At 33.5% G+C, this 18,527-nt stretch carries 16 protein-coding genes and 1 other RNA gene; 10 read left to right on the top strand and 7 right to left on the bottom strand.

Annotation, left to right across the window (positions count from 1 at the left end; genetic code table 11):
* The first annotated feature begins 2 nt into the window (after positions 1-2).
* The 6 genes from ffs to uvrB all read left to right on the top strand — a co-directional run bounded on the left by ffs (position 3) and on the right by uvrB (position 5,695).
* An RNA gene (gene ffs / locus X927_RS04025) (signal recognition particle sRNA small type) lies at positions 3-102 on the top strand.
* A gap of 98 nt (positions 103-200) precedes the next feature.
* On the top strand, positions 201-878 hold the full coding sequence (locus X927_RS04030) for a methyltransferase (RefSeq protein WP_103076860.1): 678 nt from the start codon (positions 201-203) through the stop codon (positions 876-878).
* A 1-nt stretch (position 879) separates the two neighbouring features.
* The gene (locus X927_RS04035; RefSeq protein ID WP_103076817.1) at positions 880-1,632 is read left to right on the top strand and encodes an energy-coupling factor ABC transporter ATP-binding protein; all 753 of its coding nucleotides are present in this window, start codon (positions 880-882) and stop codon (positions 1,630-1,632) included.
* Entirely contained in the window at positions 1,623-2,429 is an 807-nt protein-coding gene (locus X927_RS04040) for an ATP-binding cassette domain-containing protein (RefSeq protein WP_103076818.1), read from the top strand. Before X927_RS04035 ends, X927_RS04040 begins: the two co-directional genes overlap by 10 nt.
* 20 nt (positions 2,430-2,449) lie before the next feature.
* The gene (locus tag X927_RS04045) at positions 2,450-3,673 is read left to right on the top strand and encodes a hypothetical protein (RefSeq protein ID WP_103076819.1); all 1,224 of its coding nucleotides are present in this window, start codon (positions 2,450-2,452) and stop codon (positions 3,671-3,673) included.
* A 45-nt stretch (positions 3,674-3,718) separates the two neighbouring features.
* A complete protein-coding gene (gene uvrB / locus X927_RS04050; protein ID WP_103076820.1) occupies positions 3,719-5,695 on the top strand; it encodes an excinuclease ABC subunit UvrB in 1,977 nt (658 codons plus the stop codon).
* A 33-nt stretch (positions 5,696-5,728) separates the two neighbouring features.
* Here the strand turns inward: uvrB and X927_RS04055 are convergent, their stop codons facing one another.
* From X927_RS04055 to X927_RS10160, 7 genes are all read right to left on the bottom strand, one after another.
* Positions 5,729-6,088, bottom strand: coding sequence for a hypothetical protein (locus X927_RS04055; protein WP_103076821.1), 360 nt, complete (start codon positions 6,086-6,088; stop codon positions 5,729-5,731).
* A gap of 17 nt (positions 6,089-6,105) precedes the next feature.
* The gene (lepA, locus tag X927_RS04060; RefSeq protein ID WP_103076822.1) at positions 6,106-7,926 is read right to left on the bottom strand and encodes a translation elongation factor 4; all 1,821 of its coding nucleotides are present in this window, start codon (positions 7,924-7,926) and stop codon (positions 6,106-6,108) included.
* 60 nt (positions 7,927-7,986) lie between these two features.
* On the bottom strand, positions 7,987-9,558 hold the full coding sequence (locus X927_RS04065) for a dynamin family protein (protein WP_103076823.1): 1,572 nt from the start codon (positions 9,556-9,558) through the stop codon (positions 7,987-7,989).
* 264 nt (positions 9,559-9,822) lie between these two features.
* Positions 9,823-10,572 (bottom strand): DUF2238 domain-containing protein, encoded by a 750-nt coding sequence (locus X927_RS04070; RefSeq protein WP_245855467.1) that lies wholly within the window; start codon positions 10,570-10,572, stop codon positions 9,823-9,825.
* Positions 10,573-10,831: 259 nt separating this feature from the next.
* Positions 10,832-11,530, bottom strand: a complete 699-nt coding sequence (locus X927_RS04080; protein WP_103076824.1) for an ABC transporter ATP-binding protein — start codon at positions 11,528-11,530, stop codon at positions 10,832-10,834.
* 55 nt (positions 11,531-11,585) lie between these two features.
* Positions 11,586-13,796 (bottom strand): ABC transporter permease, encoded by a 2,211-nt coding sequence (locus X927_RS04085; protein WP_103076825.1) that lies wholly within the window; start codon positions 13,794-13,796, stop codon positions 11,586-11,588.
* Positions 13,797-13,944: 148 nt separating this feature from the next.
* Entirely contained in the window at positions 13,945-14,088 is a 144-nt protein-coding gene (locus X927_RS10160) for a hypothetical protein (protein WP_169925125.1), read from the bottom strand.
* A 369-nt stretch (positions 14,089-14,457) separates the two neighbouring features.
* Between X927_RS10160 and X927_RS04090 the strand changes: the two genes are divergently transcribed.
* From X927_RS04090 to tsaE, 4 genes are all read left to right on the top strand, one after another.
* Positions 14,458-16,188 carry a hypothetical protein gene (locus X927_RS04090; protein ID WP_103076826.1) on the top strand — a complete coding sequence of 577 codons (1,731 nt, stop codon included), beginning with the start codon at positions 14,458-14,460 and terminating at the stop codon, positions 16,186-16,188.
* 257 nt (positions 16,189-16,445) lie between these two features.
* Positions 16,446-17,408, top strand: a complete 963-nt coding sequence (locus X927_RS04095) for a 2-hydroxyacid dehydrogenase (protein WP_103076827.1) — start codon at positions 16,446-16,448, stop codon at positions 17,406-17,408.
* Between the two features lie 10 nt (positions 17,409-17,418).
* The gene (locus tag X927_RS04100; protein WP_103076828.1) at positions 17,419-18,069 is read left to right on the top strand and encodes an endonuclease III domain-containing protein; all 651 of its coding nucleotides are present in this window, start codon (positions 17,419-17,421) and stop codon (positions 18,067-18,069) included.
* On the top strand, positions 18,048-18,527 hold the full coding sequence (tsaE, locus tag X927_RS04105) for a tRNA (adenosine(37)-N6)-threonylcarbamoyltransferase complex ATPase subunit type 1 TsaE (protein ID WP_103076829.1): 480 nt from the start codon (positions 18,048-18,050) through the stop codon (positions 18,525-18,527). Before X927_RS04100 ends, tsaE begins: the two co-directional genes overlap by 22 nt.

Raw genomic sequence — 18,527 nt, forward strand, 5'->3', positions numbered from 1 at the left:
GAGGCTGGGTCCTGCGCAATAGGAACCCGTGAAACTGGTCAGGCCCGGAAGGGAGCAGCCATAAGCGGAGATTTCTATGTGCAGCAGGGAAACCCAGCCATCTTTAATAATTTTGGAGGTACAAAAAATTGGCACGAAAAAAGAAAAATAAGAACGAATATGAAGATGTTCAAATATACGGTCCTGATGATATTGCTTTCATGAAAGTTGATGAGGTAATCAAAAAAGTTAATAGCGATCAGAAACCCATTAAAGAAAAAGAAATCAAAAGAACACCTTCTTTTGAGCATTACTACAGCGAAAACCCAACGTCAGAATTAACTGTAAAAGAATTAATTTTAAAATTAAGAAACGGGCATAAGTATCTATTTAAAGCCCCATCTGGGGTGTATGGGAAGAAAAGAATAGACAGGGCAAGCATTTTATTGATTGAAAAAGTAGAACTAACAAATGAAAAAGTTTTAGACATTGGATGCGGATACGGAGCAATAGGTATAGCCTTAAAAAAAGAGTTTCCTGACATCGATCTGTATATGAGTGACATAAATAACAGAGCCGTTGATTTTTCTAAAATAAACGCTAAAAACAACAATGTAAACGCTGTGATCAAACAAGGAAATCTATTCAAACCATGGGAAGATGATTACTTCGATGTCATTGTTACCAACCCTCCAATAGTCGCTGGTAAGAAAGTATTACATGAACTGATCGAAGGATCCTATTACCATTTGAATGAGAATGGCAAGATGTATTTAGTTGCTTACCACAATAAGGGTGGGAAAGCATTAGAAAGTTACATGGAACAAATTTTTGGTAACGTAAAAGAGCTAGAAAAATCTGGAGGTTTTAGAGTTTATTTTTCAATAAAGAGGGGTTAGGATGTTTTTTGGATGCAAAAATCTTTCTTTCAGTTATTATGAAAAAAAGGTACTAACAAATATCAATTTAGACGTCAAAAAAGGCGAGTTTATTGGATTAGTTGGGAGTAATGGAAGTGGAAAATCTACGCTTCTAAAGCTTCTTTGTGGTATTTTATCCCCTCAAGAGGGAGAAGTAATTATCAAAGATCAAAAATTAGATGAACATAATAGAATAAAGGTAGGTTATATTTTTCAAAACCCTGAAAATCAAATTATAGGGGTCACCGTCGAAGAGGACGTAGCTTTTGGGTTAGAAAACATAGGGGTCCCAAGAGAGAAAATGCTAGAAAGAATCGAATGGGCCCTTTCAACGGTAGGGTTAGAAGGGTTGAACCACGCAGACCCCAATGCATTATCTGGAGGGCAAAAACAAAGACTTGCAATAGCCTCTATTCTGGCAATGGAACCTGAGATTATACTTATGGATGAACCTACTTCAATGCTAGATCCAAAAGGTCGAAATGAAATCTATAAAGTTATACACAATCTCAGAGAAATAGGAGAAACGATTATAATTGCTACTCATCATTCTTCTGACCTGGAACATGTAGACAAAATCATCGCTCTCAACGATGGAGAGATTGTTTATGAAGGAGACAAGGATCAATTTTACAAGAATAACGTTATCCAATCTGAGCTACCTTTCAACGAAAAAATTAACAGACATTTTCATACGGATTTGAAAAAGTTGGTTGATGAACTATGTCGATAATACTTGAAGATGTAAGTTTTACTTACTCCTTGAATACACCTTTTCAAAAGACAGCCTTAACAAATATAAATATAGAAATTAAGAAAGGTGATTTGTGGTTATTCGTTGGACATACAGGATCCGGGAAAACTACGTTAATGAGTTTACTGAATGGATTACTCATACCTCAACAAGGACGAGTGTTAGTTGAGAGACTATCCACAAAGGACAAAAAGGTCAACATAAAAGATATCAGAAAGAAAATAGGTATAGTTTTTCAATACCCAGAATCGCAATTTTTTCTTCCCACAGTAAGGGAAGAAATAATGTTTGCACCAAAAAATTTTGGGGTTCAACTAAGTGATGATTTACTAAAGTACTATTTAGACTTGGTAAAGTTACCGGAATCATACCTTGAAAAAAATCCATTTGAACTCTCAGGAGGAGAAATGAGAAAGGTAGCGATTATCTCTGTTCTCTCCTATAACCCTGATTATATAATCTTTGACGAACCCACTGTTGGATTGGATTACCTGACAAAAACTTCTATATTCAACCTTATAAAAGAACTTCACAACTTGGGAAAGACCATAATAATATCAACCCACTGGATAGACGAATTCGCCAGTTTGAAACCTAAAGTACTGTTGTTAAAAAAAGGCGAAGAAGCTTTTAAAGGCAATTTTGATGATTTTGTTTTGCTAGATGAAAAAACTCTTTGGGAAGCTGGTATAATATTCAATGAAAAGATGCAATTGTATAAATGTGCTATAAAATCAGGAAAAAAGGAATTAGCTGAAAAGATTTCATCTATTTAAAGTTGAGGGGATGGTGAAAATTGAAAAAGGTCCTGATGTTATCTATTTTTGTTTCAATCTTTTTATTGCAGCTTTTTTCTCAGTCAAGCGAGGTTATCGATCTAAGAAGAAGTTTTTTGATATACACAGAAGGTGATTCCAGTATTGGTTCCTTGTTGGAACAATATTTAAAAGATGATCTTGAAAAACAAGGAAAATATAGGGTATTAACAAAAGATGATCTGTTATTAGAAAATCTTAGAGAAATGCTCGAAAACGAAGATTACATGAAGAAAAATTTAGATGCGGATTTTTTAGTCCATATTCAAATACTTGAAAGCTTCCCTGACTTAGAAAAAACCGAAGAATTAATATGGTGGGAGTATCGTATACTAGCGAAGGTCAACGTCGTCAAAATTTCCACAGGAGAAAATATCTATTCTAAACTTCTTACTTCAAGTGGCACTTCATATATAAATGCTAGTACAAGTGATTTTGAAGCTTTATACTATTCAAGAAGATCCGCAGCCAATAATCTCGCCTCTTCTATCGCCACAGAGTTGAACAAACTTTTTAAAATAAAAGCCAATATTATCGCTATAGAAAATAAATATGTTCATATAGATGCTGGCAGAAACGTTGGAATAAGAAAAGGTATGATGTTTGAATTTGTAATCACTAAAGAATTAAACGGAGAGTTCTATGATCTTCACGGTGGGAAATTAATAGTCGAAGAAGTCTGGGATAACAACAGTTTGTTGAAGATACTCGAAGCCCTAAAAAATTTCAACTACCAAGATGAAAATGTTTACGTATTGGAAAATCCAACTCTTTCTCCAATAAAGACCATCACAAGAATATATTACGTTAACGAAGGATTTGAAAAAAACGGTGTTGGGTTCGAAGCAGGATTCGATAATTATGAACACCTATATACTGGATTTTCTTTTGTGTTCTTGTTCGATGAAAACACATTTGATGGTGATTTTGATTTCAAATTAGGTTATCTTAACTATCTATCAGAAACGGATGCAACCCTTTTGATGGGAATCTTAGTAGGGTTGAAAAGTGTTACAGCTTCGGATGATTCGTCGGCTGTTTACTTTAAACTCACACCAGTTATCGATTATAGTTATTATATGAACGAAACCTTTGGATTATACACGGAAGTAGGATACAATTTCTTATTCCCCATTGAAGAGGTAGGAAATATCGAAACGACAAATGATTTTAAAATCAGCGCAGGATTCACCTTTAGATTCTAAATCTACTAGAATCTAAAGCAGAGGTTGAATGGAGGTGTATTTATTGTGTTTGAGCTTCGTTCAGAATACGAGCCTCAAGGAGATCAACCAAAAGCAATAGAAGAACTCTCTTCTGGGATCAATAAAAATTATAGATTTCAAACTTTATTGGGAGTTACTGGATCTGGTAAAACCTATACAATGGCTAATATTATTGCAAACGTGAATCGACCAACTTTAGTGCTCTCCCCGAATAAAATCTTAGCTGTTCAACTATACAACGAATTCAAAGAGTTTTTTCCAGAAAATAAAGTAGAATTTTTTATAAGTTACTACGATTACTATCAACCAGAAGCCTACATCCCCTCGCGAGATATATACATAGAAAAAAATGCAGACATAAACGATATTTTAGTCAAAATGAGGCTTTCAACGTTAAAATCAGTTTTAACAAGGAGAGACGTAATTGTAGTTTCAAGTGTTTCAGCTATCTATGCATCGGGAAACCCTGATGACTTTTCCAACATAAACCTTTATTTGCGAGTGAATGAAGAGTATTCTAGAAGAGAGATCCTTATTAAACTCGGTAAAATGCAATACACAAGGCAAGAAAAAGATTATCTCGGTGGAACTTTCAGATGGAAGGGTGATGTTTTAGAAATATTTCCTCCCTACGAAGATTTTGGAATAAGGGTAACTTTCTTTGATAACGAAGTCGAAAAGATTGAAGCTCTGGACGTATTCAACAGAACTATAATAGAAGAATTTGATAAAATTACTATTTATCCAGCGAAAGAATTTGTAACCAGTCAGGAAAAGATTTTTTCAGCTATTGAAAGAATAAATGCCGATCTGCAAACCCAAATAGAATATTTTAAAAGGGAAGGAAAACTTTTAGAGGCTCAACGAATAGAACAAAGGGTACGTCAAGATGTGGAATTTCTTCAAACATTGGGATATTGCAAAGGGATAGAAAATTATTCAAGGTATTTCGATGGAAGAAATCCTGGAGACCCTCCGTGGACCCTTTTGGATTACTTCGACGAGGATTTTATTACCTTTATCGACGAATCCCACATAGCCGTACCACAGTTAAGAGCAATGTTCAGAGGAGATTACGCGAGGAAGAAAAACCTAGTTGACTACGGATTTAGGCTACCGTCTGCTTTAGATAACAGACCTTTAAGATTCGAAGAGTTTTTGGAAAGAACCAATCAAATAGTTTTTGTATCAGCTACCCCAGGTCCATTTGAAATGGAAGTATCAGACCAAATAGTTGAACAAATCATTAGACCTACAGGGCTTGTGGATCCAAAGGTTGAAGTAAAATCTACGGAAGGGCAAGTGGACGATTTCATATCCGAAGTAAAAGAGGTCGTAGAAAGAGGAGAAAGGGCTCTAGCGGTGGTTTTGACGAAGAAAGATGCAGAAATTCTCTCCGACCATTTGAACCTAATGGGCATTAAATCATTGTATCTACACTCAGAACTGGACACAATTGAAAGGTCAGAGGTAGTGAAAAAGCTAAGAAACGGCGAAATTGAAGTAGTTGTGGGTGTAAACTTACTAAGAGAAGGGCTGGATTTACCGGAAGTTTCTCTTGTCGCCATAATGGATGCAGATAGAGAGGGATTTTTAAGATCTGAAACAACATTGATTCAAACGATTGGTAGGGCTGCGAGAAACGTTCAAGGAAAGGTATTACTATACGCAGACAGAATAACGGAGGCTATGAAAACCGCCATCGACGAAACCAATAGAAGAAGAGAAATACAGATTCAATACAATATAGATAACAACATCACTCCAAGAAGCATCATTAAAAAATTACCGGAAGATATATTTGCGCCGTTCAAAGATAACGAGGTAAAAGAAGAAGATTATATATTCGCTGTAGAGGAGAACCTCTCTCCAGATGATTACTTAGCCATGCTTGAAGAAAAAATGTACGAAGCGGCATCCGAATTAAAATACGAAGAAGCAGCAAAGTACCGGGATGAGATCAAAAGGATAAAAAGAAAATACAACATCAAACAAAATTGACTATAAAAAATAACTTAAAAAGGTGTAGAATTTCTACACCCTTTCTTTTTTTTGATTTGCGTGTAAACTTCTTACCTTTTTTCTCAAAAATCTATCAGTATCAAAGAAGAATCTGAAAAGGCCCCAAATAAAGATAAAAAATATACATAATGTAATCCACAACATTTCAACTTCTCCCATAGCCCCAAAAATGCCTGTTCCTCTTATTCCAGTAATTATAAATGCCAACAGCCACTCTTTACTCAAAAGAGCTACAATGGTTATAGCAAAAAGAATCCATGGTTGGTTAATAACCAAGGAAAACACAAATAAAGAAGCCAAACCGGCAATCCATAAGATTATTCTGTAGATGATTCTACCTTTACTTTTGCTCTCTTTTAAATCTCCTGCCAACTTTGACACCTCCAAATCTATTCTTCATCTTCATTGACTTTCAACAAAGCCAAAAATGCCTCTTGCGGAATATTGACCTTACCAATCTCTCTCATCCTTTTTTTACCTTCTTTTTGCTTTTCTAGCAATTTCATCTTTCTTGTCACATCTCCACCATAACACTTTTGAAGGACATCTTTTCTTAAGGCTTTAATAGTGGATCTCGCTATTATCTTACCCTTACAATATGCTTGTATAGGTATCTCGAACTGATGTCTGGGAATTAAATCCCTTAATTTATCTACTAATTTTCTTGCAAGTGTATAACTCTGGCTCTCATGAACTACGTAAGACAAGGCGTCGACTTTCTCTCTATTTATTAAAATTTCTAACTTCACTAAATTAGACTCTTTGTATCCAGTTATCTCGTAATCCATAGAGGCGTAACCTTTACTGATAGCCTTCATCTTATCAAAAAAATCGAAGATCAAATCAGCCAAAGGAATTTCAAAATGTAAAACTACCCGATTTTTACCTGCATTTGATACATGAGAAAAATTACCTCTTTTTTCGACTTGAGCAAGATTGATTAAATCTCCCATATAATCAGGCGGCGTGATAATATCCAACTTGCAAAAAGGTTCGTAAACTTTCTCTATCAAATCTTCATCAGGAAACTCTGAAGGATTCGTAATTTCTATTTCTTCCCCATTTCTTAGCTTGGCTTTGTAAATTACACTCGGAACAGTAAGGATAACGGCAAGTTCAAACTCCCTTTGCAAACGTTCTTTAACAACTTCCATGTGAAGTAAGCCCAAAAAACCTACCCTAAAACCATATCCCATAGCGGGGGAACTTTCGGGTGTGAACACAAGAGAGGCATCGTTCAATTTCAACTTTTCAAGAGCCTTTCTTAAATCCTCATAATACTCAGGTAAGCCTGGATAAAGTCCAGCATAGACCATCGGTTTTACTTCTTTGTACCCAGGAAGAGGTTTATCTATGGGATTCAGCGCATCAGTAATTGTATCTCCTACTCTTGCTTGCTCAATATCTTTTATCCCCGCTATAATATAACCAATTTCGCCAGCGGACAAATCCTCTGTCTCTATCATCTCTGGATGAAAGATTCCAACCTCTGTAACTTCATAGGTTCCTTCAGATGCCATTAATTTAATCTTATCGCCTTTTTTTACCTTCCCACCAAATATTCTACAATAAACGATGATCCCTTTGTACTTATCGTACTTAGCATCGAATACCAGACCTTTCAACTTGTCTGAAGTATTGCCTTTGCTAAGGGGAGAAGGGACCTTTTGAATAATCAATTCCAGTAAATCTGTAACGCCCTCTCCAGTTTTAGCACTAATGGGGACTATAGAATCTGCTTCAATACCAACCAAATCATTTATCTCCAACATTGTTTCATCAATATTTGCAGTGGGAAGATCTATTTTGTTTATTGCACCTATGATTTCTAAATTGTTCTCCAACGCTAAATACGTGTTAGTAACCGTTTGGGCTTGCACACCCTGTGTGGCATCGACCAATAAAATAGCACCTTCACATGCTGCCAAACTTCTTGAAACTTCATAGGTAAAATCAATATGTCCGGGAGTGTCCAGAATATTTAGCTCATACTCATTTCCATCTTTTCCAGTATAAAAAACCTTTACCGGATGTGATTTGATAGTAATTCCTTTCTCTCTTTCTAAGTCCATTGAATCTAAATACTGTTCTCTCATGTTTCTTTCGTCTATTGAATGCGTCAATTCCAGTATTCTATCCATCAAGGTTGTTTTTCCATGATCAATATGTGCAATTATTGCTATATTTCTAATAAAATTGGGATCAAACAAAAAAGAAAGCACCTCCACAAACCTAAAAATATAGAAATATTATATCATAAATAAGAGAAACTAAAAAGACTTACTGCTGATAGATGACTCTATATCTTCCAATTGTCTTGAGTATTCATCAATTTTTCCCTTTAGATCTTTGAAATGTTCTAGGTTATTTATTTCGTTTTTAAATGCTTCGTAGTTTTCAAACATACTTGTTTGCATTTTTACTTTTAAGCTATTTAAAAAAGATTCAACATTAGTTCTAAGTGTATTTTCTAAAGCCTTCATTTGATTAGAAATTTCATTATCCAATCTCTTCTGAACACTTTTAGAGATGTATAACCTGTTCAATAGATTTTTGTTTTTAAACGTGACTGTTTTAAAGGTTCTATTTAAAATTGTGTTGATTTCTTTCTCCAAATCTTCCTGAAAATCATCAAAAAATTTATCAACATCAGATTTTAACTTTTCATTTAAAAAAGAATCCTTTCCTAATCTTTCAACAACTTCTTCTTTATCAAAAAATTTATCTATTCTTCTTTTTTCTTCATCGATAATATATGTGATTTCTCTTTTTATTTTCTCTTCCAGTATATTTGATCCCTCTTTTATAAATTTAGTAATCTCGTACTCGATCAATTCCTTCACTTTTTTCTGCGTTTTATAAAAGTTTAAGATTGAATCTTTCAAATCAGTTAACTTACTCAAGTAATAATTTTTTATAGTATCGCTAATTGACTCAAACCTTTCATTCAAAAACGATTGATTCTCTTGCAAAAACAATTCAACGCTTTCATAATACCTCTTACGAACTTCTAATTCCTCGATTTTTTCATTCAAAATTTTGCTATTTTGGTCAACAGAAGTTCTAATCTTACCTATAATTGTTTTCAATTTCATTCTTTTCTTGTCATGACTACCTATTTCGTTAAAAATATACTCTCTAACCTGTTGGAACCCACTATCAGGTTTGGATTCAATTTCTAACTTAGCTGAAGTTAAAAAGATTTTGGGATCTTTCAAATCTATTTTGTTGCATCTATTTATAAGTTCTTTTTTAGCTGTTTCAATCTCTTCTTGTGAAGCTCTATCCTTCTGGGAAAGAATAAAGATGACATCTTTTTTCAAATCCTTGATAATCTTTTCGATTAACTCCCAATCGGTTTTTGTGTATATATTTTTCGAGTCGAAAACAAACATTATCAGATTGCTATTTTCTAAAAAATCTCTAGTAATCTTTTCATGTTTCTCCATTATTGTGTCCGTTCCTGGGGTGTCTATTATCTCTATTCCTTCCAAAGAATCCAAATCTTTGTAGATTGTAACCATATCACCTTTTGTTTCAACGTTTCCTTGACCCTTTCGAACAATTGTTATTTTGGAAGTCTGAGGTCCTGGTCCAACCTCAAAGATATTCTCTTCTCCTTCTTTAATTCCAAGTAAAGCGTTTAAAAAACTGCTTTTACCAGCTTTAACTTTGCCTACAACCACAAAATTGAAAAGTGTTTCGAATTCGCTCTTTACTTCGTCAATTTTATCTTTAATCAAAAAAGAATTCCTATTGATAAGGTCTAAATAATCGTTCAACAAGGCTTTTAACTTAGACTCTTCTTTCTTGAATTTATCGCTAACTAAAGATATCCCCATAGAACACCACCTCTCATTTTTGAATTCAACTTAATTATATTACATATGTCATTGATTTTTTACTAAATTATAAAAAAACAAAAAAATATCACTCTTTCTAAAAATAAAACTAAGAAAAGAGTGATATCAAAATTTTACACAATTATAGGCAGAAAACAAATACTTGACATTAATATTAAATTAGTCTTCTACACAGCTACTTCAATAATTCTTTTAGCTCTTCTATCGTTATTTCTAACAAGTTATCCCCTCGTATAAACGCTTTTAAGAAGCATTCACATAGTCTTTTAAAGCTGATCCGATTCTTTCTAATAAGGAATCCATGTCACGAGTTTTGTTCAATCTTTTCAGAGTGTTCCAAAAAATATATATTCCAGTAAGACTCCCTATAAAGTCTACAATAAAATCTACCATTGTATCGAAAAGGCTATCTTCCTGGGCCAGTCTGTATCCAGGATAACCTCTAAAGATTAGATCAGAAATAAACTCTCCTATTTCCCAAAACACTCCTATTGTCATAACAATAGAAATGGTAATAACAAATATTTTTAGAAAGAAAAAAGGCATTTTCGTCTTGGTCCAAACTAGTTCAGACCCCATTACCAAAGGATATATAAGAAATGAAAGCCAAATACCTCCCGTAAAATGAATAATAAAATCGTATATTTCAAAATAATCGTAAAAGTGGTACCACAACCCAAATACACTATGTAAAGAAATTTGAATTATTGTTACTGTACGTATTTCTTCAAGAATCGTAGACTTTGTCACCCACTCAAAAACCCAAGTTAAATAAATACCAAAAGCACTTAAGAGGTATCCTAAAAAATGCGGTAAGTTAAAATCCCATATGCTTCCTATAATAGGGATAAATACAACAAAAGAAAAAAACAAGTTAATAGTTCTTAAAACAGAATAAACCGTTGAACTCGAGGTAAACAAGGTTTCTTTCACTACAGGGTCTCTCACCAAATAATGATGGATTTTGTCAAATTCTATTTTTGCTTTTTTCAATGTTTTCGAAAATCCGGGTGTAATTTATATCACCTCATTTCGAGTTTTTTACTATTTTCCCTGCAGGATTGCCACTTGCCGGCAAACAGTTGTAATTTTTCGCTATGTTTTTACAAGCCATTAAACCGTTTCTTCTTGTCAATACTCTATCAAACTACCTGTTTCTCTTGCTTTATTGAAACCAAATCTGAACAACAACAATCCCAAAGGAATTGCCAGTAAACTCATGATGATCAAAACTATTATCTCGTTCTTCACATCAACAAATGTGGCCTCTGTTAGCATTGTGCTCTTCTTTTTCTGTTTTCCCATCAACTAAGGTTATTGTTCTATCTGCTTGTTTTGCTAATTTCAAATCATGGGTTACCATCAGCATCGTCTGATCGTACTCTTTGTTTAGATCTCTAAGTAATTCCATAACCTCCGATCCTGTTTTTGTGTCTAAGTTCCCTGTTGGTTCATCTGCCAGAATTATCGCCGGTTTGTTTGCCAGCGCCCTCGCAATGGCTACCCTTTGTTGTTCCCCTCCCGATAGTTGGTTTGGAAGTTTATTTGTCTTGTCTTTTATATTCAAAAATTTTAGTACACCATCTATGTATTCCATATCAGGTTCTTTTTCATCCAACAGTATGGGCAAAAGGATATTTTCTTCTACCGTTAAAACAGGTATTAGATTGTAAAATTGAAAGATAAATCCCACTTTTTGTCTTCTGAACTTAGCTAATTCTTCTTCAGATAATTCAGAGATGTCTTTTTCTTCAATGTATATTTTTCCAGAACTTATACTATCAAGCCCACCTATAAGATGTAATAATGTACTTTTCCCAGAGCCACTTGGTCCCACTATCGATATAAATTCTCCTTTTTCTGCCGAGATCGTTATCCCTTTCAACGCCCAGACTTCATTTTCTCCTTCGCCATATTTCTTTTTTAAATCTTCCGTTCTCAATATTTCCATCGTTTCTCCTCCTCGTATAATATGTATGGATATGAATAGTCAACTCATTTACAGGTTATTGCTCTATATCTCTTATAGATTCAATTATTGAAGTTTTCTTCAATCTATTAAAAGGTATCAACGTTATCAACATTCCACATAGTATCGTTACCACGAATATCAACAGTATTTGTAGCCAAGGGATCATAAATTTAATGTACGCTCCATTTGCTGCCATAATGGCAAACCAAAATATCCCTACAATACTTCCAACTATTATTCCCCAGATCCCTCCTTTTGCTGAAAATAAGAATCCTTCTATCAACATCATCTTTCTTAGATTCTTTTCATTTAGACCTACCGCTCTTAGTATGCCATATTGCGTTGTCCTTGTTAGAATGTTCGTTGAGATCGAATTTGCTATACTCGAGATAGATATAAGAAAAATTACCGTCCCAAATATGTATAGAATATAGACGGTGGTGTGTGCAGCTTTTTCTATATCTTCTATTACCTTTCTAAAGGATACTACTTCCCAACTTCCTTTTGAAGTTGCTATCTCGTTTAACTGATTTTCTACGTATGTTCTATCTGCATCTTCAGCGAGGTTTATGTATATCTGGCTGTAATTTTTTCTATTGCTTAACTTATTAAAGGTTTCTTCTGATACTATCATCATTGGATATAAAGGATTATTCTCGTGTAAGTAATACGGTACCTCTTCTATCAAAGCAACGATTTCGAGTTTTGGATAATTTGATAGTTCCTCCAAACTATTTCCCTCTATGGTTAAAGGTATCAGTTCTATCTCATCTCCAACCTTTAGCGGATAATTATCCAAAGAGATATCTTCACTAAAAAATCCATAAGTGTACTCAACAATGACATAATTTCCACTTTTAAGTTTTTCGATATCCATGCTTCCTTCCAATAGGTACTCATTGCATTCTTCCAACATTTCATCTGAATAGGGAAAAATAAAGATATAAGCTGGGTATTCTCCGGTTCTATTTAACCATTCTTTTTGATACTCGAACATATAATCTTGATTCAAATAAAGTTCATCAATAACTCCTGAATCAAAAGATAAATGATACTTTGATTCATATTTAAGACCTTTTACTTCTTTTATTCCTTCTATGTTTTTCACTTCTTCCAACGTTTCATCAGAGAAGCCGTCATTAATAGACAATCTTTCATCTACCAATAGATAATCTGATTTTATTGTTTTTGTTACCGCTTGAAGAGGGTCAAAACTTGAAGTTATATAGGCGATTGAAACAAACAAAATCACCAAAAGTGTGATGGATACCAAGGTCTTTCTTGTTTGTCCTATGTTACTTTCCATATCTTGACTTGCTATTTTCCCTGTTATACCAAAAGCTTTTTCTGCCCATTTATGTTCTTTTCTTTTTTTCTTTTTTTTATTTGTTTTCAACTTCTCCGTTATCCTAATTGCCTCCATAGGGCTTATATTTTGAGTTTTTCTTGCAGGTAAGAAAGAAGAAATGTATATCGAAATTATTCCTACAACAGCAGATCCAATGATTATACCGGTGGTTATTTGTATGTTTTTTGCAACATCACTTAACCCAATTATCGGTAAGAATAAGTAAGGTAAGACGAATCCCAATATTATCCCAATGGGGATAGAAACCAATGCATACATGGAAGCTTCTCTAAATATAATACGTCGAACTTGTGTTGGTGTTGCCCCTATCGCTCTTATCCTTCCAAACTCTCTTACCCTTTCCAAAACTGATATGTTCAAAATATTGTATATAGCTGTAATAGCTACTGATACAATGAGAATCGTTAATAGTATTGTGGATAGATTGTTCCCTCCATATATTTCGATTGTGCTCTGGAGAGCTTTGTTTAAATAATAATCATCTTCGTCTATCCTCAAACTCCTTGCGATATCTTTTGTTATTTCCTTCATCTTTTTGGGGTCTTTGTAAGTTACCAAAATTACAGTTGAACTTTGAAGTGTCCCCTTCGTGCCTTCAATGATTGATGCAGTACCTGACCTATTTTCTCCAAGGGCTATTATCCTTGGATCTTCTTTTAATATTTTTATTTGGTTTTCACTGAGATTTTCGAAGACTGCATGGTAGTTACCTGTGTATTGGAGTATTTGATTTATCTGTCCGTTAAAAGATGCAGTTCTATATACCCAAAAAAATGTAACTAAAGCAATTGCTAAGATATTAGTTACAATAATCGCTGTTGTTCTACCCTTTTTCATCTTTACATACTTATTGCCCAGTTGTTTATAATTTTTCATCTACCCACCTCTTTCGCATTGTTTTTAGAATATGTTTGTATTTTTTCGCATACAACTTCCCCCTGGTGTAATTCACATGCCTAACTGCCACATTCTAAGCTTTTTCAAATGTTGCTTTTTTCACAAAATAAACGCATCGATCAAACATTTACTCTACTTCTTCCACAACATTCACAATCTCTGTGGGTTCTAAACCATTTGTCCTATCTATTTCATCATCATCCCCTTCATAAACAAATATACCACCTAACACCAGAACTGTGATCAACAAAACAACAACGAATTTCTTCATCCTTTTTCATCCCCTTGAATTATTCTTTTAATTTAAAACTAATATCCCAAATAATTCAATCCCTCATTTTAATCATACCCTTTTCCATATGATTTTCCACTGTTTTTTTAATCAACTTCAAATATTTATTGATAAAGTATTACAGAGATCGGTCAAAAAATACTTATGTTAAAAATCAAACTTGATAATTTTTGTTATCTTTAAATTACTCATATTTTCTTTTTCTTTTTTTATCTGTATTATGGTACAATTATGTTTGAATGGTTTTGATCTGTTTTTTGAGAAATTTCTAAGTTGAATTGAAGTAAATAAATATTCTATTATTATAACGTTGTGTAAATATTTCATGAGGATAGGGGGGTTCTTAGAATGAATCTTCGATCTTTAATTGAAATTGTGAATAAAGGACAGTTCATAAGACCTATTTTAAATTATATTGTTCATTACTTAGAAAGTGATAGACCAGATAAAAATAAAAACATTGTCAATTACATAAACGTTTTGAAATTAAAATGGGATGTTAAATACGATGAAGCCCTTGAGGTAATAGATAAAGAGTTACAAAAGTTAAAAAAAGGTGGTTTGTATTATCTTTACTTAGATCAAAAAATTTATATATTGAATAGAATTAAACAGAAAAAGGACGTTAAAAAAGTATTCGACGAACTAAAGGATAATTTTGATAATATACCTGTTTATGTCAGAGGCCTTGTTGTAGAAACTCTAAAAAACATACATGAATTGTATTATGAACCAGATGAAAGTATGGAAAAGATAAGATATTGGAGTAAAAATTACGAACAAAACCCTGTTGATAAAGGCTTCATATTGCTATCAAAAGCAAGAGGGGAAAAGAACGAAGAAAGATACGAAGAAGCAGTTTCTTTGAACGTTGAAGCATTTAAGGTTTTAAAAACTATTCCACATCCTTCTGGCATGGTACAAGCTTTAAATAATATATGTTGGTGGTTGAAAGATACAAACAAAGAAAAGGCTTTAGTTTTTATTTTTCCATTGGGATTCTATCTTGGTTACTATTTCGATGATGATAACTTTAATGTTTTTAATTCCCTCGATACTATGTTTCAAGTACAGAAGAATAACAACGATCCTTTGGTTTATGAGACCGCTTTTATTTTCTCACGTTTAGTTTCATCGTTGAGTGGTGATAAGAAAAAAATAATATGGAATGAGTTTGAATATACCATTCACGATGTCAGATGTTTTGTTTTGAATATTAGGAATAGAAATAGAAATAGAAATTACTTAAATACAAAAACGCTGAGGGCTTTCATAAGGAAAGAGATAGGAAAAGAAAAGACACCCATAGATTCAATAAACATTTCTGAAAGAACATTAAAAGAGTTTTTATCTGCAAAGACAAAGCACATTCAACCAAGTACCTTGAGAAACATAATAGATGCTCTTGAGTTTGAAATCACCACATCCACACCTATATGTATAATCAAAGAACTGAAAAAGAAGGATATAGATAAAAAGTTTGAGATAAACCTTGAAAAGTTTAAAAACCTTCCACAAAAAAGACAAATATCAGAACTCTTTACATCTTACCTCGCTCATTACTACAAAGAAGAGATTGATCTAAAAAAGGTAATTAAAGAGATAGAAGATGACAGTTTAACTGAAGAAAGATGTGATTACTACACGAAAGAGCTGATAAACTCTACCTTTGAAAGAAATCCAAAGATAGATTTTGATTCTTTACTAACAAACATTCAAGAACCAGAAATCCACACAAACAAAAATATAACCTTCAACGAACATCCTTTTTATTTGGGAAGGAAAGAAGTTGTAAAAAGGTTTATGAAGGACTTGAATAAAAAGAATTTAAAAGAGTTTATAGAAAATTACATTGATCTTGATATAAGACAAAAAAAGACAGTAGAAAAGTTCATAATGAATTACGGTAGGTACTATGATTTAAAGGATATACCAAAAGAATTCACACCGAAAGTACCAAAAGAGATTAATCCATTCGTGAAAAAATATACGTTGAAAAGAAAACCTTCTGCTATTTCTTTTTATGTTTTTGAAGGGGAAGAAAGAGAAGAGTTTGTGGAAATTATTGGCAAATTTTAATTGAAAAATTCTCGCATTAGATCATATTAGATATCTCTTTTTTTAAAAGATCTTTGTTTGCACAATACTGCAAACAAATGACACCATATCCTCAGCTTTTTAATATGATATAATTAAATAGCATATTCAAGAATATTCTAAGGAGCAAAGCCCTCTTCAATTCATCTTTATGGGCGGGCTGTGGGGCGAAGGGGCGCTATAAAACTTTTACAGTCTAAGGCATTAAAATGCATAATCTCAATTTAGGAGGTTAAAAAATGAAAAAAGTCTCAATAACCTACAAAATCCCTGAAGCAGGTATAGATTTGCTAAAAGGTAAGTATGATATTTGGGTTAATCCAAAGGATAAGCTACTCACCAAAGAAGAACTAAAAGAAATAGCAAAAGAATCTGACGCATTAATTACGATGTTGGCAGATCCGATCGATAGTGAAGTGTTAGAAGCAGGTAAGGATAGATTAAAAATCGTCGCAAATTACGCTGTTGGATACAACAACATCGATATCCAAAAGGCAAAAGAGTTAGGAATATATGTAACTAATACCCCTGATGTATTAACCGAAACCACCGCTGATTTAGCCTGGGCTTTGATGTTAGCTGTTGCCAGACGAATCGTAGAGTCTGATGCCTTTACAAGAGAAGGTAAATTTGATGGTTGGAAGCCTGAATTGTTTTTAGGAACCGATGTATACGGCAAAACCTTGGGTATCATAGGATTTGGAAATATAGGTCAAGCGGTTGCCAGAAGGGCAATAGGGTTCAACATGAAAGTTTATTACTATCAGAGGCATCGCCTTTCCAGCGAAGAAGAAAGGGCTTCGAATGCCGCTTATTTACCGCTTGATGAACTTTTGAAGGTTTCTGATTATGTGAGTTTACATGTGCCTTTAACTGACGAGACTTATCATATGTTGGATAGAGAAAAATTATCGCTATTAAAGAAATCTGCCTTTATTATTAATACGGCAAGAGGTCCAGTAATTGATGAACAAGTGCTATACGAAAAATTAAAAAATAAAGAGATTGCAGGTGCAGCGTTAGATGTGTATGAGAATGAACCTCAATTGACACCTGGATTAAAAGATTTAGATAATGTAGTACTAACACCGCACATTGGATCTGCATCACACGAGACGAGAAGTCGAATGGCTCAGATGGTAGCAAAAGATATCATTCAAGCTTTGGAAGGAGAAACACCTGAACATCTAATATGGAGGTAGAAATTAAATATTGAATAGAGTATATGAAATATACAAGGATCTTTACGATTATTATGGTCCGCAGCATTGGTGGCCCGCAGACGATTGGTTCGAAGTGACTGTGGGGGCTATTTTAACACAAAATACTTCCTGGAACAACGTCGAAAAATCTATAGAAAATTTGAAGCAACGCGATCTATTAGAACCAGAAAAACTATCTAAAATCGAAGAAGATGATTTGGCTCAATTAATAAGATCTTCCGGTTTTTACAATCTCAAAAGTAAACGTTTGAAAAACTTCTTAGAATGGTTAAAAAAATATAATTATGATACAGATAAGATTAAAAATAAAAGTGTAACCTCTTTAAGGGAAGAATTGTTAAGCATAAAAGGAATAGGAAAAGAAACCTCTGATTCGATACTTTTATACGCCTTTGAAATGCCGGTTTTTGTGATCGATGCTTATACGAAAAGAATGTTTTCACGATTGGGTTTAATATTGTCTAGAGAATACGATGAGTTTCAAAATTTCTTTGAGAAAAACCTGACAAAAGATGTTCAGCTTTACAACGAATACCATGCGTTGATAGTTAAACATTCAAAAGTTTACTGTAAAAAAACGCCTAAATGTTCTAATTGTTTTCTAAAAGAAAAATGTAGTTGGGGAGTGAACAACCTATAATATCTTACAACAAACTCAACCTAAAACAAATCCAAAAATTAGGAGAAACTATTTCTAAATATCTTTTCCCTGGTGCAAAATTATTACTTTTTGGCAATCTGGGAACGGGGAAAACCACATTGACATCGTATATAGTTAACAGTTTGAGCAAAAGCCCAATAAACGTGACAAGCCCTACTTTTTCTCTAGTAAAGGTATATGATACAAATCCAACTATATATCACGTTGATTTGTATAGGTTAAACGATCCTCAAGAGATAGAGTATTTGGATGTCTTTTTGGATCCTGAAGGGGTATATATAATTGAATGGGCGAACTTTTTGGATTATTTAACCCCCGAAGAAAGATTGGAGATTCATATTGCTTACAATGAAGATATTAAGTATAGGGATGTAAAAATCGAAGGATTTGGTGAAAAGTACAAAGAGATGGAGGCTAATATAGAAAAGGAGCAGTAG

The organism is Petrotoga mexicana DSM 14811, from assembly GCF_002895565.1.
Taxonomy (GTDB): Bacteria; Thermotogota; Thermotogae; order Petrotogales; family Petrotogaceae; genus Petrotoga; species Petrotoga mexicana.

Coding starts and splice junctions, on each gene's coding strand:
- X927_RS04090 (WP_103076826.1), top strand. CDS start 14,458: ATGAATCTTCGATCTTTAATTGAAATTGTGAATAAAGGACAGTTCATA.
- X927_RS04095 (WP_103076827.1), top strand. CDS start 16,446: ATGAAAAAAGTCTCAATAACCTACAAAATCCCTGAAGCAGGTATAGAT.
- X927_RS04035 (WP_103076817.1), top strand. CDS start 880: ATGTTTTTTGGATGCAAAAATCTTTCTTTCAGTTATTATGAAAAAAAG.
- X927_RS04040 (WP_103076818.1), top strand. CDS start 1,623: ATGTCGATAATACTTGAAGATGTAAGTTTTACTTACTCCTTGAATACA.
- X927_RS04080 (WP_103076824.1), bottom strand. CDS start 11,530: ATGGAAATATTGAGAACGGAAGATTTAAAAAAGAAATATGGCGAAGGA.
- X927_RS04065 (WP_103076823.1), bottom strand. CDS start 9,558: ATGGGGATATCTTTAGTTAGCGATAAATTCAAGAAAGAAGAGTCTAAG.
- X927_RS04030 (WP_103076860.1), top strand. CDS start 201: ATGAAAGTTGATGAGGTAATCAAAAAAGTTAATAGCGATCAGAAACCC.
- X927_RS04085 (WP_103076825.1), bottom strand. CDS start 13,796: ATGAAAAATTATAAACAACTGGGCAATAAGTATGTAAAGATGAAAAAG.
- X927_RS10160 (WP_169925125.1), bottom strand. CDS start 14,088: ATGAAGAAATTCGTTGTTGTTTTGTTGATCACAGTTCTGGTGTTAGGT.